Origin of the sequence: Serratia sp. (in: enterobacteria) (genome assembly GCF_051654945.1) — a bacterium.
GTDB lineage: Bacteria > Pseudomonadota > Gammaproteobacteria > Enterobacterales > Enterobacteriaceae > Chania.
Genome location: NZ_JBOFZA010000102.1, coordinates 14334 through 28758, shown reverse-complemented (window position 1 = coordinate 28758; position 14425 = coordinate 14334). Strand labels below are relative to the sequence as shown.

The window sequence follows — 14425 nt, the reverse complement described above, 5'->3', positions numbered from 1 at the left end:
CTTGATATTTTTTTGCTACCGAAGTAGCTGGATATCGTCTTGTGAGTGCCCACACAGATTGTCTGATAAATTGTTAAAGAGCAGTGAGTTAGGCGCTTTCGCTTGCTAACTCGAGGAGGCGTATACTACGCTTTCCTCTCTCAGAGTCAACCCCTAATTTTCAGGATTTTTTCTCTGTCGAACTTCGAAGACATCGTGAAGTTGTTCACATGTTCCGTGTCGATGGAGGCGCATTATAGGGAGTTCCGCGCAGGCCGCAACAGGTATTTTCAACAAAAAACACCGTTTGCTGCATTCCACAGCAAAACCCGTCCTTATACCCGGTTATGCACCAACTTATCCACAGAACGCATTTGGACGGAAAATTTACGAGCGCCACGCAAACGTTTTCGCTACAATTCCCCGCGACGAAACAATCCCCGTTTTTACCGGGGCGCTACCTGAATCTGTTCCTTTCCTTCTCTATATAGAAAGAAATCCCCTCTATATAAGAAGCCACAAGGTGGAGATCCACGTAACGCTCTTATATTGCGACTCAAAGCCAAGGGATAAAACCATGCAACAACCTCGTCCAATCCGCCGGGCCCTGCTCAGCGTGTCCGACAAAGCCGGTATCGTTGAATTTGCCGAAGCCCTCTCCCAGAGAGGCGTCGAACTACTCTCCACCGGTGGCACCGCCCGCCTGCTGGCCGACGCCGGTCTGCCTGTTACCGAAGTTTCCGACTACACCGGCTTCCCGGAGATGATGGACGGACGAGTCAAAACCCTGCACCCGAAAGTGCACGGTGGCATTCTGGGCCGCCGGGGTCAGGATGATGCCATCATGGAACAACATGCGATCCAGCCGATCGATATGGTGGTGGTAAACCTCTATCCCTTCGCGCAAACCGTAGCTCGCCCGGATTGCTCGCTGGAAGATGCCGTCGAGAATATCGATATCGGTGGCCCAACCATGGTGCGCTCGGCCGCCAAGAACCATAAAGACGTGGCCATCGTGGTCAAGAGCAGCGACTACGCCGCCGTGATCACCGAGATGGATAACAACAACGGTTCACTGTTGTACCCAACCCGTTTCGATCTGGCTATCAAGGCATTCGAGCATACCGCCGCGTATGACAGCATGATCGCCAACTACTTCGGTACCCTGGTGCCGGCTTATCACGGTGAGACTGAACAACCTTCCGGCCGCTTCCCACGCACGCTGAATCTCAACTACATCAAGAAGCAGGATATGCGTTACGGTGAGAACAGCCACCAGCAAGCCGCCTTCTATATAGAAGAGAATTTGCAGGAGGCCTCCGTTGCCACCGCCGACCAGTTGCAGGGCAAAGCGCTTTCCTACAATAACATCGCCGATACCGATGCCGCGCTGGAATGTGTCAAAGAGTTTGCCGAGCCGGCCTGCGTGATCGTCAAACATGCCAACCCTTGTGGTGTAGCGATTGGCGAGGACCTGTTTGCCGCCTATGAACGCGCCTATCAAACCGATCCTACCTCGGCCTTTGGCGGCATCATTGCCTTTAACCGCGAGCTGGATGCCAAAACGGCGCAGGCGATCATCAGCCGTCAGTTCGTTGAGGTGATCATCGCCCCAAGCATTAGCGAAGAAGCCCGCACTCTGCTGGCGGCGAAACAGAACGTGCGCGTGCTGGCCTGTGGCCAATGGCAACAGCGCGTCACCGGGCTGGACTTCAAGCGTGTTAACGGTGGCCTGTTGGTGCAGGACCGCGATCTGGGTATGGTGACCGAAGCCGATTTGCGCGTGGTATCCGAACGCCAACCGACTGCCCAGGAACTGCGTGATGCCCTGTTCTGCTGGAAGGTAGCCAAATTCGTTAAATCCAACGCTATCGTCTATGCCCGCGACAACATGACCATCGGCATAGGTGCCGGCCAGATGAGCCGCGTTTACTCCGCCAAGATCGCCGGGATCAAAGCCGCTGATGAAGGCCTGGAAGTCAAAGGCTCCGCCATGGCATCCGACGCCTTCTTCCCGTTCCGTGACGGCATCGATGCCGCAGCGGCAGTTGGCATTACTTGTGTGATCCAGCCGGGCGGTTCAATCCGGGATGATGAAGTGATTGCGGCAGCCAACGAACACGGCATCGCGATGATCTTTACCGACATGCGCCACTTCCGCCATTAATCCCTTTTGCTGCGTGCGCCAAATGCGCACGCCGTTTATGGAGCACCTGATGAATATTCTAATTATTGGCAACGGCGGGCGTGAACATGCGCTGGCCTGGAAAGCGGCCCAATCGCCATTGGCGGATAAGGTCTTTGTTGCACCGGGTAATGCAGGCACCGCGCTGGAAAGCAATCTGACCAACGTCGATATCGCCCCAACCGATATTCCGGCGCTGATTGCCTTTGCCAAAGACAATGCCATCGGTCTGACCATCGTTGGCCCGGAAGCACCATTAGTGATTGGCGTGGTAGATGCCTTCCAGGCTGCCGGGTTGAAAATCTTTGGCCCTTCACAGGCCGCCGCACAGCTTGAAGGCTCCAAAGCCTTTACCAAAGACTTCCTGGCACGCCACGCCATTCCTAGCGCTGGCTACCAGAACTTTACCGAAGTTGAACCTGCACTGGCCTATGTACGTAGCCAAGGCGCACCGATTGTCATCAAGGCCGACGGTCTGGCAGCCGGTAAAGGCGTGATCGTCGCCATGACGTTGCAGGAAGCCGAAGACGCGATCCAGGATATGCTGGCGGGCAACGCTTTTGGCAACGCCGGGCACCGTATCGTGATCGAGGAGTTTCTTGATGGCGAAGAGGCCAGCTTTATCGTCATGGTAGACGGCGAAAACGTGGTGCCGATGGCGACCAGCCAGGATCATAAACGCGTGGGTGACGGCGATACCGGCCCGAATACCGGCGGCATGGGTGCTTATTCCCCAGCGCCAGTAGTTACGGATGAAATCCACCAGCGCGTGATGGACCAGGTGATCTGGCCAACCGTACGCGGCATGGCGGCGGAAGGTAACACCTATGTCGGTTTCCTGTATGCAGGCCTGATGATTTCTGCCGACGGACAGCCCAAGGTAATCGAATTCAACTGCCGCTTTGGCGATCCGGAAACCCAGCCAATCATGTTGCGCCTGCGTTCCGATCTGGTTGAGCTCTGCCTGGCCGGGGCTGACGGTAAACTGGGGGAGAAGACTTCCGAGTGGGACGAACGCCCTGCCCTCGGCGTCGTGTTGGCTGCGGGTGGCTACCCAGCGGATTATCGCCAAGGGGACGTGATCCACGGCTTACCTCAGCAAGAAGACGCCAACGGCAAAGTGTTTCATGCCGGTACGCGTATGCAAGGCAATGACGTTGTGACCAACGGCGGGCGCGTTCTGTGCGTGACAGCATTGGGTGCAACGGTGGCACAAGCTCAGCAGTTAGCCTATCAGCTAGCGGAAGGGATTCAGTGGCAAGGCAGCTTCTGCCGCAAGGATATTGGCTACCGCGCTATCGCACGCGAGCAGTAATCGGCGGCCCCGTTAAATTCAGGCTCTGTTCGCAGGGCCTTTTTTATTGGCTACAGGGTATCTTTGGTGGGTTCCCAACTACAGAAGTCGCTATTGGCCACCAGTAACAGCTCACGACCTTCCGGCCCATCCAACCAGGCTACGCTCACTGGCTGACTGCTGTTGGCCGCACGCCGTGCGATCCACTCTTCGGCCTGTTGGTCCAGACCCGGTTTCACGACTTCGCCGTTGCACAACTTCACTGCGCCTTGTTGCCAGTGCCCTTGTAACAACCGTACCCGGCCGGCATTTAGCGCATCGCTCACTTCCAGCATTCGCCGTGTCTGATATTGATAAAGCACGATTTCATCGTTGGAGAGCTTCTGACGCTGGGTGGCCAGTTGACGTTGCATAAAGCTGACCGTGCCGTTGGCGGTGAAACGCAGTTGAATGGAATCGCGATCGCCATCCGCATCGGTGCGTTTGATTTGGTACAGCACACCATTCTGATATTCATACAGCGTTGAGACAGTGCCCGGCCCGCGATAAGGGCTGTAGACACTCAACAGCGCCACAGGCTGCTGCTGGCCATCATCCAGACGCCACACCCGCATTACCCCCTGATCGGCCACAAAGCCGCTGGCGGTAAAGGACGGCGGGGCAGACCGGAAACTACAAGCACTCAAGGCAGCGACAACCGTAACCGCCATGAGTGCCCGTTGAATAAACAAAAGGGGCGCCGACGCCCCCCTGTTTAAACCTTTCTGCAACACGCGATTAAGACTTAACCGCGTCTTTCAGTGCTTTACCAGAAACGAACGCAGGCACGTTAGCGGCTGCGATTTTGATTTCTTTACCAGTCTGTGGGTTGCGGCCAGTGCGCTCGCTACGATGGTTTACCTTGAAAGTACCGAAACCAACCAATTGTACTGCATCACCTTCTTTCAGAGACTCAGTAATGGCAGCCAGGGTTGATTCCAGAGCCAGCTTAGCTTGAGCTTTAGAAAGGTCAGCCTTGTCTGCGATTACATCAATCAGTTGAGTCTTGTTCATAAGTTATCCTTACAGTGTGTTTATCGTTTGCAAAGCATCGAGTGCGACGGATATGCCGATGGACAGCACTCTCCTGCATACACGCACCGATAGCCACTTTTTTTTCGCCCCCCAAATGTAGACCAGACAGGGTGCGGATGTGAAGCCTTAAGGCACGACAAATCAGACGTTAAATCACGTTTTCTTGCCTTATTGCGTTAAATTTATCCCAATGTTACTTACCGCGGCCTCGCGCAGGTCAGATCGTAACCCTTTGATCAGATCCAGATCACGCTCTTCGCAGGCAGCCAACAGGCGGAAAATCTCCCATTGAATGTCCCATTCTTCCTCAACGGCAGGCAGAATTTTCAGCTCTTCGTCGGTCATTTCTTTGCCAGCCTGGGTCATTTCCAACATCGCCACGGTGCGAATTGAGGTTTCGCTGATGGCAATGGCGTGCTCCAGCGTTTCACCGCTGAGGCGCGAATGGATCAATTCCCCTAATGCGATACAGGCATCGATCGCCGGGTAAACGCCGTAAAGATCGTAATCTTCTGCCGACGGGATCGCCTCTTCCAACTTTTCCAGTTGGCTGTCAAAGTTGACCTTGGCGTCTTTCACCACCAGCGTTTCCCAGATCAGATCCAGGATACGGCGATAAACCGCCGGGTCGCCAAACTCCGTCTGCAGACAGAACATCTGGTAATTCGGGTACATACGCTCGCACAGGCAGGCCATAAAGGTCAAATGCTGCCAGCTTTCCAGCTTTTCCAAGCGTAAATGAATCGGGTTACGTAGCATTGTCTACTCTCTTACTCGTTATCTGCCGCGCAGTGTACCCGAAATCGCTCATTGCGACACCTCTGGATGCTGCTGTAACCAGCGTATAAAGGCCGGACGGCGTGAAGCAATGGCATCGGCCCAACGCGTGGGTTCCGGCAAGCGGTAGCCTGCCATGCAGCGTTGCACCCAGGCCAGGGCGCTGTCGGTGCCAACCCGATGGCCTGTGGCGATAAACAACGGATTGCAACGTTCCTTGCTGCGCCATACCCATCCCAGTTGTTCGCCCTTGTCCTCAAGCGCAGCCAGCGAGCCAACGGCAGCATCCAGCGGAGAAAATTTACCACATAAACGCTTCTTCGCCACACCTATGGTTGGTACGTCCACCAGCAGGCCAAAGTGGCTGGCAACCCCCAAGCGTCTGGGATGGGAAATGCCATGGCCATCGACGAAGATCAGATCGGGTTTCTGTTGCAGTTGCTCCCAGGCGGCGATCAACGCCGGATACTCACGAAACGAGAGAAAACCGGGGATATAGGGCATGGTGGTGCTGATACGGGCGATCTGATACTCCACCAGTTCCAGTGAAGGATAGCGCAGGATAGCAATGGCGGCGCGGGTGACCGCGCCTTCTTGCTCAAAACCGACGTCCGCACCGGCGATAAACGCCGGTGGGTCTTGCAGAAAATCATCGTGACGAATGACTTCCCCGGCGCGCCGCAACTGTTCGGCGCGCAGAGCCTGAGTATCTATCACAGCGTCTCCTTGCGGTTTAGCGGTGGTATTTGGCCGACAGCGCATGCACCGCTTCAACGAACGCACCGGCATGTTCCGGTGGCACATCCTGATGAATGCCGTGGCCAAGGTTAAACACGTGGCCTTCGCCCTGGCCAAACCCGGCCAGAATAGTTTCCACTTCCTGCGCGATGCGCTCCGGTGCCGCATACAGCATCGAAGGGTCCATGTTGCCTTGCAGAGCGACTTTATCGCCCACGCGGCGGCGCGCATCGGCGATATCGGTGGTCCAGTCCAGGCCCAGCGCATCGCAACCGGTGGCCGCCATAGCTTCCAGCCACTGGCCGCCGCCTTTGGTGAACAACGTTACCGGCACGCGGCGTCCGTCGTTTTCACGCAGCAGGCCATCGACAATTTTATGCATGTAGTGCAGCGAGAATTCGCGGTAATCACGGCCCGTCAGCACGCCGCCCCAGGTGTCGAACACCATCACGGACTGCGCACCGGCCTTGATCTGGGCGTTGAGATAAAGAATAACGCTGTCCGCCAGCTTATCCAGCAGCAGGTGCAGCGTCTGCGGCTCGGCGTACATCATTTTCTTCAGCTTGGTGAACGCCTTGCTGCTGCCGCCTTCGACCATATAGGTCGCCAACGTCCACGGGCTGCCGGAGAAACCAATCAGGGGCACTTCCCCCTTCAGCTCACGGCGGATAGTGCGCACCGCGTTCATCACATAGCCCAGTTCATCTTCCGGATCGAACGCTGGTAACTTCTCTACGTCGGCACGACAGGTGATTGGCGAAGAAAAACGCGGGCCTTCCCCAGTCTCGAAGTAGAGCCCAAGCCCCATGGCATCAGGAATGGTGAGAATGTCGGAGAACAGGATGGCGGCGTCCAGCGCATAACGGCGCAGAGGCTGTAAGGTCACCTCGCAGGCCAGTTCGGCGTTTTTGCACAACGACATGAAATCCCCGGCCTGAGCACGGGTGGCTTTGTACTCTGGCAAATAACGACCGGCCTGGCGCATCATCCATACAGGGGTAAGATCTACCGGTTGGCGCAACAGCGCGCGCAGGTAGCGATCGTTCTTCAACTCATTCATTTCTTGGGCTCCCTTGATTATCTGCCGCCATTGTACCTTATTCTGCCCGGCACAGCGCCACGGTGTCCTCGATCAGACGGCGCGCCACGGTACCTGGAGGTGGCAGCATAGGCAATTGGTCATAGCGATACCAGCCCGCATTGAGCAACTCTTTCGGATCGTGACGCAGTTCACCACTGTGATACTCCGCCATAAACGCCATCATCAGCGAATGGGGGAACGGCCAAGGCTGCGAGGTGACATAGCGCAGGTTGGTGATGGCGATATTGCTCTCTTCCATGACCTCGCGCGCCACGGCATTTTCCAGCGTTTCGCCCACTTCGACAAAACCGGCCAGCACGGTATGAATACCGCCGCGATGGCGCACATGCTGTGCCAGCAGGATCTCGTCATTGCGGCGAATAGCCACAATCACGCAAGGGGCTATCTGGGGGTAATAACGTTCACGGCAGTGGTTACACAGGCAGGCACTTTCCGTGCGGCTGAGATGCATTTCATGACCACAGTAGCCGCAGAACTGATGCGAGCGATAAAAATCGGCCAGTTGCACACCGCGCCCGGCCAACTGGAACAGCCCGCGATCGAGGCTGAGCAGTTGCCGCACCGACCCCATCTCTTTGGCCATCGGTTGGCGCACCAGCCAGACCGTTGCCCCCTCCCATTCACCAATCTGCCGAGCCGATCGGCCTTGTAAGGAAAATAATGCGGCAGAACCAAAGGGTAATTCACCGTTTGGTAACCAAATTTTGCTTTCATGGCTGACGATCCACCAGCCGTTTTCGTTACCCGTTAATGCAAGTTCCATATGTTGTTGCACAACCTCTGCTTCACTGGCAATCTAGGAATGGTCTTTGTTACATTTTATTAACTTACTCTTTTTCTCTTTCTCTTACACACGGAGTCAACCATGCTCAACCGATTGGAAAGCCTGACTCAGCGCGTTGGTGGCAGTAATGAATTAGTCGATCAATGGTTGCAGGCACGCAAACAGCTGCTGGTTGCCTATTGCAGTTTGGTCGGCATTAAACCCAACAAAGAAAAGCATACGCCGCTGAACGAAAAAGCGCTGGAGAACTTTTGCCATAATCTGGTGGATTATCTCTCTGCCGGACATTTTCACATTTATGACAAAATTATCAAACAAGTGGAAGGCTCCGCCAGCCCAAAAATGGCGCTGACTACCAAGTTCTATCCCAAATTACAGGCCAATACCGAAATCGTGATGGCGTTCCATGACCGCTATACCGAAGCCGATATTGATGATGTGTGTGTCGAACTTAATCAGGCGTTGTCAGACATTGGCGAAGCCTTGGCCTCGCGTTTTGCTTTGGAAGATCAGTTGATCCAGCTGGCGGCGGAAACCTGGCAGCAGGGGCAACCGGGGAGCAACAATACTGAGTCTCTACCTCACCCGGCTTAATTATCCCCCTATAGATTTCAAGTCGTAGCTAGGCGGCAAATATTTGAATCCCCAGGAGCTTACTTTTGTAAGTGACTGGGGTTCAAATATGCAGATAACAACGCTACGGCTTGAAAGATGACGGGGGATGGCTTGTAGTTTTTGTAGTCCCTCTTATACTGAGGGCTCTTGTCGGAGTGCCTAGCGCTGATGTTGCATTAAATCAGCCAGGCTGAGACCGTTAATTCGGGATCCGCGGAACCTGATCGGGTTAATACCCGCGAAGGGAACAAGAGTAATCTATCGCCATAGGCAAGATGCTCCCGTCAGGGGCTGCGCCTGCCTTACCGGCTACCATCATTACTCCCTCCGAGCTCCAGACAAGCAATTTTCCCTACATCACTACACTGATAGGAATTTGCTATGTCTACCGTGAACCAACCTCGTGCCCGTAAACAACAACGCGATGCCGCGCAAAACTTCATCGACTCTCTGCAAGGCGTAACCTTCCCCAACTCACAACGGATCTACCTCACTGGCTCACGCAGTGATATTCAGGTACCGATGCGTGAAATCCAACTCAGCCCGACGCTGATCGGCGGCAATAAAGACCAGCCTCAGTATGAGCAGAACGAAGCCATTCCTGTATATGACACCGCAGGCCCGTACGGCGATCCGCAAGCCGTGCTCGACGTGCATAAAGGATTGGAAAAAGTCCGCGCGGGCTGGATCGTAGAACGTGCCGATACGGTAACGTTGAGCGGCGTCAGTTCCGGCTTCACCCAGCAGCGTCTGGCCGATGAAGGCCTAGACCATCTGCGCTTTGAGCATTTGCCTCTGCCCCGCAAGGCCCTGCCGGGGAAATGCGTTACCCAATTGCACTATGCCCGCGCCGGTATTGTCACCCCAGAGATGGAGTTTATCGCCATCCGCGAAAATATGGGCCGTGAACGCATTCGCGGTGAAGTGCTGCGCCACCAGCATCCCGGCCAAAGTTGGGGGGCGAATCTGCCAGAAAACATCACACCGGAATTTGTCCGCCAGGAAGTGGCCGCAGGGCGAGCCATCATCCCTGCCAATATCAACCACCCGGAATCCGAGCCGATGATTATTGGCCGTAATTTCCTGGTGAAGGTGAACGCCAACATCGGCAACTCGGCGGTCACTTCCTCGATCGAAGAAGAAGTCGAAAAACTGGTGTGGTCAACCCGTTGGGGTGCCGACACCGTGATGGACCTCTCTACTGGCCGCTATATCCACGAAACCCGCGAATGGATCCTGCGCAACAGCCCGGTACCGATTGGTACGGTACCGATCTATCAGGCGCTGGAGAAAGTGAACGGCGTGGCAGAGAACCTGACCTGGGAGATGTTCCGCGATACCCTGCTGGAACAGGCTGAACAAGGGGTAGATTACTTCACCATTCACGCCGGAGTCCTGCTGCGCTATGTGCCGATGACCGCCAAGCGCCTGACCGGTATCGTCTCCCGTGGCGGTTCGATCATGGCGAAGTGGTGCCTGTCGCATCATCAGGAAAACTTCCTCTATCAGCACTTCCGCGAGATCTGCGAAATTTGTGCCGCTTACGATGTTTCACTGTCCCTCGGCGACGGCCTGCGCCCAGGTTCGATCCAGGATGCCAATGACGAAGCGCAATTCGCCGAACTGCATACGCTGGGCGAGCTGACCAAAATTGCCTGGGAATACGACGTACAGGTGATGATCGAAGGCCCCGGCCACGTGCCGATGCAGATGATCCGCCGCAACATGACCGAAGAGCTGGAACATTGCCATGAAGCGCCGTTCTATACGCTTGGGCCGTTGACCACCGATATCGCACCGGGTTACGACCATTTCACCTCTGGGATCGGCGCGGCGATGATCGGCTGGTTCGGCTGCGCGATGCTTTGCTACGTGACGCCAAAAGAACACCTGGGCTTGCCGAACAAGGAAGATGTCAAACAGGGGCTAATCACCTACAAGATCGCCGCTCACGCCGCCGATCTGGCGAAAGGCCATCCAGGCGCGCAGATCCGCGATAACGCCATGTCCAAGGCGCGCTTTGAATTCCGTTGGGAAGATCAGTTCAACCTGGCGCTGGATCCACAAACCGCCCGCGCCTATCACGACGAAACGCTGCCGCAGGAATCCGGCAAGATCGCCCACTTCTGCTCGATGTGCGGACCAAAGTTCTGCTCAATGAAGATTTCCCAGGAAGTGCGCGACTATGCCGCCGCACAGGAGGCTGCCAAGCCGATCGAAGTGCAACTGACCGGCATGGAGAAAATGTCTGCCGAATTCCGCTCGCGCGGCAGCGAGTTGTACCATAGTGCAACCAACTTGCAGGAAGAGGTGAATAATGACTAACCTCACTGCGCCCTTCCCCGCAACGCCACACAAGCTGGGTTTATACCCGGTCGTCGACAGTATTGAATGGATCGCTCGCCTGCTGGAAGCAGGCGTCACCACCCTCCAATTACGCATCAAAGATCTGCCCGACGAACAGGTAGAGGCCGACATTGCTGCCGCCATCACCCTGGGAAAACGCTATCAGGCACGGTTGTTTATCAATGATTACTGGCAGTTGGCGATTAAGCATGATGCTTACGGCGTCCACCTGGGGCAGGAGGATTTGGACACCACCGATCTGGCAGCCATCCATCGGGCGGGATTGCGCCTGGGCGTTTCCACCCATGACGACGCCGAACTGGCCCGTGCGATCGCCGTCAAACCTTCCTATATCGCCCTGGGGCATATCTTCCCCACGCAAACCAAAGACATGCCTTCCGAACCTCAGGGCCTCGCCGAGTTGCAACGCCATGTCGCAGGGTTACAGCAGTACCCAACGGTGGCCATTGGCGGGATCAGCATCGATCGCGTCCCTGCCGTATTGGCCTGTGGCGTTGGCAGCGTGGCCGTGGTCAGCGCTATCACCCAGGCTGCGGATTGGCGTGCCGCCACGGCAACGCTGCTGCAACTGATTGAAGGCAAGGAGTAATGCGATGCTCAATGATCAAGAGTTTCTGCGCTACAGCCGCCAGTTGCTGCTGGAAGACGTCGGCCCCGAGGGGCAGGAAAAGCTAAAGCACGCCACGGTGCTGATCGTCGGATTGGGAGGCTTAGGCTCCCCGGCGGCGCTGTATCTGGCTGCCGCCGGTGTGGGTACGCTGCTATTGGCCGATGATGACCAGCTGCACCTCACCAATCTGCAACGGCAAATTCTGTATCGCACCGGCGATATCGCCGCCAGCAAGGCCCAACTGGCGCAGGACCATTTACAGGCGCTGAACCCTCTGGTGGAGTCGATTGCACTGGAGCAACGCCTGCAAGGGGCAACGCTGAACGATGCCGTGGCCTGTGCCGATTTGGTGCTCGATTGCAGCGATAATATGGCGACACGCCATGCGGTCAATGCCGCCTGCATCGCTGCCAATGTGCCGTTGATCAGCGGCAGCGCGGTGGGGTTCAGCGGCCAGTTACTGGTTATCGAACCGCCTTATGCCCACGGCTGTTATGCCTGCCTCTACCCCGAGCAAGCCGAACCACAGCGTAACTGTCGCACCGCAGGCGTACTTGGCCCGGTCGTCGGCGTGATCGGCACGCTTCAAGCGCTGGAAGCCATCAAAATGCTGGCCGGGATGCCCTCCTCCCTCAGCGGCAAGCTGCGTTTGTTCGACGGCAAACAGCAAAGCTGGAGCACCCTGCAACTGAGCAAGGCCAGCACCTGTTCCGTCTGTGGGGGCCCAGCATGAAGATTACGCTGAATGACCAACCACTGGAGCTGGCACAACCGTTGAGCGTTCAGGCATTACTCGAACAGCTGGAACGCCACCAGCCAGGCAGCGCATTAGCGATCAATCAGGTCATCATTCCACGCGCTGACTGGGCAACCCGTCAGGTGCAGGACGGTGATGATATCTTGCTGTTTCAAGCGATTGCCGGAGGCTGACATGCTGCAAATCGCCGATACCACTTTTACTTCACGCCTGTTCACCGGCACCGGGAAATTCGCCACGCCCGAGTTAATGCTGGCCGCGCTACAAGCTTCCGGCTCACAGCTGGTGACCATGGCGATGAAACGCGTCGATCTGCGCGGCGGTAACGACGCCATTCTGGCACCGCTGCAACGGTTGGGCGTAAAACTCCTGCCCAACACATCTGGGGCGAAGACGGCAGACGAAGCCGTGTTCGCTGCCCGCTTGGCACGTGAAGCGTTGGGCACCCACTGGGTGAAACTGGAAATTCATCCGGAAGTGAAATACCTGCTGCCAGACCCAATCGAAACGCTCAAGGCAGCGGAGATCCTGGTCAAGGAAGGTTTTGTGGTGCTGCCTTACTGCGGCGCCGATCCGGTGCTGTGCAAACGGTTGGAGGAAGTGGGCTGTGCCGCCGTGATGCCGCTAGGCGCACCGATCGGTTCTAACCGTGGATTACTGACCCGTGACTTCCTGGAGATCATTATTGAACAGGCCAAGGTTCCGGTAGTGATTGATGCCGGGATCGGTGCCCCCAGCCACGCATTAGAAGCGATGGAGCTGGGGGCCGATGCGGTACTGGTCAATACCGCCATCGCCGTGGCCCGCGATCCGCTGCAAATGGCTCAGGCTTTCCGCATGGCACTGGAAGCCGGTGAATTAGCGCGTAACGCCGGACTCGGCAGCCGCCAGACGATCGCCACGGCCTCCAGCCCGCTGACGGCGTTCCTCAGCCACTCAGAGGAGGCGCTCTGATGGCCGATGATTTTAGCGAGCGTTTATCTGGCTGGGATTGGGATGACCTGACGCTGCGGATTAACAGCAAAACGGCACGTGATGTTGAGCAGGCTTTGCATAGCACCAAGCCGACGCGGGAAGATTTTATGGCACTCATCTCCCCTGCCGCCGCCGCTTATCTGGAGCCTCTGGCGCAACGAGCACAACAACTCACCCGCCAGCGTTTCGGTAACGTAGTGAGTTTTTATGTGCCGTTATACCTCTCTAACCTGTGTGCCAACGATTGTACCTACTGCGGCTTTTCGATGAGTAATCACCTCAAACGCAAAACGCTGGATGCGGCAGAGATCGAACGGGAATGCGCGGCCATCAAGGCGTTAGGATTTGAGCATCTGCTGCTGGTAACCGGAGAACATCAGCGCAAGGTCGGTATGGATTACTTCCGCCAGCATATTCCCGCCATTCGCCGCCATTTCAGTTCACTGATGATGGAGGTGCAGCCGCTGGCGCAGCAAGACTATGCCGAGCTGAAAACCCTTGGGTTGGACGGGGTGTTGGTCTATCAGGAAACCTACCACCCGGCGACCTATCAGCAGCACCATCTGCGTGGGCAGAAACAGGATTTCCACTGGCGGCTGAGTACGCCGGATCGACTGGGCCGCGCCGGGATCGATAAGATCGGCCTCGGCGCACTAATTGGGCTTTCCAGCAGTTGGCGTACGGACTGCTATCTGCTGGCGGAGCATCTGTTCTATCTACAGCAGACCTACTGGCAGAGCCGTTACTCAATCTCTTTCCCTCGCCTACGGCCCTGCGCCGGTGGCATTGAACCGGCTTCGATCATGAGCGAATCGCAACTGGTGCAGTTGATCTGCGCTTTCCGGTTATTTGCCCCCGACGTGGAACTCTCATTATCGACCCGGGAGTCGGCCTTCTTCCGCGATCATATGATCCCGGTGGCCATCAACAGCGTCAGCGCCGGTTCGAAAACCCAGCCGGGCGGCTACGCCGATGATGTGCCAGCAGAGCTGGAACAGTTCGAACCGCACGACAGCCGGACGCCGCAGCAGGTAGCACAAGCTATCACTGCCGCCGGGCTACAGCCGGTGTGGAAAGATTGGGATGATTATCTGGGACGTACTACGCAACCGCCTGCAACGGTTGCACCGTCTAACCAATAGTGCTGGAAACACTACGCAAAGCGAGG

General features: G+C 56.4%; 15 protein-coding genes and 1 riboswitch. Of the genes, 9 read left to right on the top strand and 6 right to left on the bottom strand.

Annotated features, from left to right (window positions below; genetic code table 11):
• Positions 1 to 556 precede the first annotated feature (556 nt).
• Both purH and purD read left to right on the top strand, forming a co-directional pair.
• Positions 557 to 2146, top strand: coding sequence for a bifunctional phosphoribosylaminoimidazolecarboxamide formyltransferase/IMP cyclohydrolase (gene purH / locus ACRDCA_RS24870; protein WP_438691923.1), 1590 nt, complete (start codon positions 557 to 559; stop codon positions 2144 to 2146).
• A 49-nt stretch (positions 2147 to 2195) separates the two neighbouring features.
• Positions 2196 to 3479, top strand: a complete 1284-nt coding sequence (gene purD, locus ACRDCA_RS24865) for a phosphoribosylamine--glycine ligase (RefSeq protein WP_438691922.1) — start codon at positions 2196 to 2198, stop codon at positions 3477 to 3479.
• Positions 3480 to 3529: 50 nt separating this feature from the next.
• Here purD and ACRDCA_RS24860 read toward each other — a convergent pair whose 3' ends face one another.
• From ACRDCA_RS24860 to nudC, 6 genes are all read right to left on the bottom strand, one after another.
• Positions 3530 to 4168, bottom strand: a complete 639-nt coding sequence (locus ACRDCA_RS24860; protein WP_438691921.1) for a DUF1481 domain-containing protein — start codon at positions 4166 to 4168, stop codon at positions 3530 to 3532.
• 67 nt (positions 4169 to 4235) lie between these two features.
• Positions 4236 to 4511, bottom strand: coding sequence for a nucleoid-associated protein HU-alpha (gene hupA / locus ACRDCA_RS24855; protein ID WP_024914152.1), 276 nt, complete (start codon positions 4509 to 4511; stop codon positions 4236 to 4238).
• A gap of 189 nt (positions 4512 to 4700) precedes the next feature.
• Complete coding sequence (locus ACRDCA_RS24850; protein WP_025121564.1) at positions 4701 to 5291, bottom strand: YjaG family protein; 591 nt, start codon at positions 5289 to 5291, stop codon at positions 4701 to 4703.
• Between the two features lie 48 nt (positions 5292 to 5339).
• The gene (gene nfi / locus ACRDCA_RS24845; protein ID WP_438691920.1) at positions 5340 to 6026 is read right to left on the bottom strand and encodes a deoxyribonuclease V; all 687 of its coding nucleotides are present in this window, start codon (positions 6024 to 6026) and stop codon (positions 5340 to 5342) included.
• Between the two features lie 16 nt (positions 6027 to 6042).
• Positions 6043 to 7107, bottom strand: coding sequence for a uroporphyrinogen decarboxylase (gene hemE / locus ACRDCA_RS24840; RefSeq protein ID WP_021808058.1), 1065 nt, complete (start codon positions 7105 to 7107; stop codon positions 6043 to 6045).
• Between the two features lie 37 nt (positions 7108 to 7144).
• On the bottom strand, positions 7145 to 7912 hold the full coding sequence (gene nudC, locus ACRDCA_RS24835) for an NAD(+) diphosphatase (RefSeq protein ID WP_438691919.1): 768 nt from the start codon (positions 7910 to 7912) through the stop codon (positions 7145 to 7147).
• Positions 7913 to 8014: 102 nt separating this feature from the next.
• Between nudC and rsd the strand changes: the two genes are divergently transcribed.
• The 7 genes from rsd (at position 8015) to thiH (ending at position 14399) form a co-directional block, all read left to right on the top strand.
• Positions 8015 to 8527 carry a sigma D regulator gene (gene rsd / locus ACRDCA_RS24830; RefSeq protein ID WP_438691918.1) on the top strand — a complete coding sequence of 171 codons (513 nt, stop codon included), beginning with the start codon at positions 8015 to 8017 and terminating at the stop codon, positions 8525 to 8527.
• A gap of 162 nt (positions 8528 to 8689) precedes the next feature.
• A riboswitch (TPP riboswitch) is annotated at positions 8690 to 8812 on the top strand.
• 117 nt (positions 8813 to 8929) lie between these two features.
• Entirely contained in the window at positions 8930 to 10873 is a 1944-nt protein-coding gene (thiC, locus tag ACRDCA_RS24825; RefSeq protein ID WP_438691917.1) for a phosphomethylpyrimidine synthase ThiC, read from the top strand.
• On the top strand, positions 10866 to 11504 hold the full coding sequence (gene thiE, locus ACRDCA_RS24820; protein ID WP_438691916.1) for a thiamine phosphate synthase: 639 nt from the start codon (positions 10866 to 10868) through the stop codon (positions 11502 to 11504). The genes thiC and thiE overlap by 8 nt, the downstream gene beginning before the upstream one ends.
• 4 nt (positions 11505 to 11508) lie before the next feature.
• On the top strand, positions 11509 to 12258 hold the full coding sequence (locus tag ACRDCA_RS24815; RefSeq protein ID WP_438691915.1) for a HesA/MoeB/ThiF family protein: 750 nt from the start codon (positions 11509 to 11511) through the stop codon (positions 12256 to 12258).
• Positions 12255 to 12455: a sulfur carrier protein ThiS gene (gene thiS / locus ACRDCA_RS24810; protein WP_438691914.1), complete on the top strand. Its 201-nt coding sequence runs from the start codon at positions 12255 to 12257 to the stop codon at positions 12453 to 12455. Before ACRDCA_RS24815 ends, thiS begins: the two co-directional genes overlap by 4 nt.
• Position 12456: 1 nt before the next feature.
• On the top strand, positions 12457 to 13236 hold the full coding sequence (locus tag ACRDCA_RS24805; protein WP_438691913.1) for a thiazole synthase: 780 nt from the start codon (positions 12457 to 12459) through the stop codon (positions 13234 to 13236).
• Positions 13236 to 14399: a 2-iminoacetate synthase ThiH gene (thiH, locus tag ACRDCA_RS24800; RefSeq protein WP_438691912.1), complete on the top strand. Its 1164-nt coding sequence runs from the start codon at positions 13236 to 13238 to the stop codon at positions 14397 to 14399. Before ACRDCA_RS24805 ends, thiH begins: the two co-directional genes overlap by 1 nt.
• Positions 14400 to 14425: the final 26 nt, after the last annotated feature.

What these genes read in the sequence shown, in the direction of transcription:
- purH (WP_438691923.1), top strand. Translation starts at nt 557, where the DNA reads ATGCAACAACCTCGTCCAATCCGCCGGGCCCTGCTCAGCGTGTCCGAC.
- purD (WP_438691922.1), top strand. Translation starts at nt 2,196, where the DNA reads ATGAATATTCTAATTATTGGCAACGGCGGGCGTGAACATGCGCTGGCC.
- ACRDCA_RS24860 (WP_438691921.1), bottom strand. Translation starts at nt 4,168, where the DNA reads ATGGCGGTTACGGTTGTCGCTGCCTTGAGTGCTTGTAGTTTCCGGTCT.
- hupA (WP_024914152.1), bottom strand. Translation starts at nt 4,511, where the DNA reads ATGAACAAGACTCAACTGATTGATGTAATCGCAGACAAGGCTGACCTT.
- ACRDCA_RS24850 (WP_025121564.1), bottom strand. Translation starts at nt 5,291, where the DNA reads ATGCTACGTAACCCGATTCATTTACGCTTGGAAAAGCTGGAAAGCTGG.
- hemE (WP_021808058.1), bottom strand. Translation starts at nt 7,107, where the DNA reads ATGAATGAGTTGAAGAACGATCGCTACCTGCGCGCGCTGTTGCGCCAA.
- nudC (WP_438691919.1), bottom strand. Translation starts at nt 7,912, where the DNA reads ATGGAACTTGCATTAACGGGTAACGAAAACGGCTGGTGGATCGTCAGC.
- rsd (WP_438691918.1), top strand. Translation starts at nt 8,015, where the DNA reads ATGCTCAACCGATTGGAAAGCCTGACTCAGCGCGTTGGTGGCAGTAAT.
- thiC (WP_438691917.1), top strand. Translation starts at nt 8,930, where the DNA reads ATGTCTACCGTGAACCAACCTCGTGCCCGTAAACAACAACGCGATGCC.
- thiE (WP_438691916.1), top strand. Translation starts at nt 10,866, where the DNA reads ATGACTAACCTCACTGCGCCCTTCCCCGCAACGCCACACAAGCTGGGT.
- ACRDCA_RS24815 (WP_438691915.1), top strand. Translation starts at nt 11,509, where the DNA reads ATGCTCAATGATCAAGAGTTTCTGCGCTACAGCCGCCAGTTGCTGCTG.
- thiS (WP_438691914.1), top strand. Translation starts at nt 12,255, where the DNA reads ATGAAGATTACGCTGAATGACCAACCACTGGAGCTGGCACAACCGTTG.
- ACRDCA_RS24805 (WP_438691913.1), top strand. Translation starts at nt 12,457, where the DNA reads ATGCTGCAAATCGCCGATACCACTTTTACTTCACGCCTGTTCACCGGC.
- thiH (WP_438691912.1), top strand. Translation starts at nt 13,236, where the DNA reads ATGGCCGATGATTTTAGCGAGCGTTTATCTGGCTGGGATTGGGATGAC.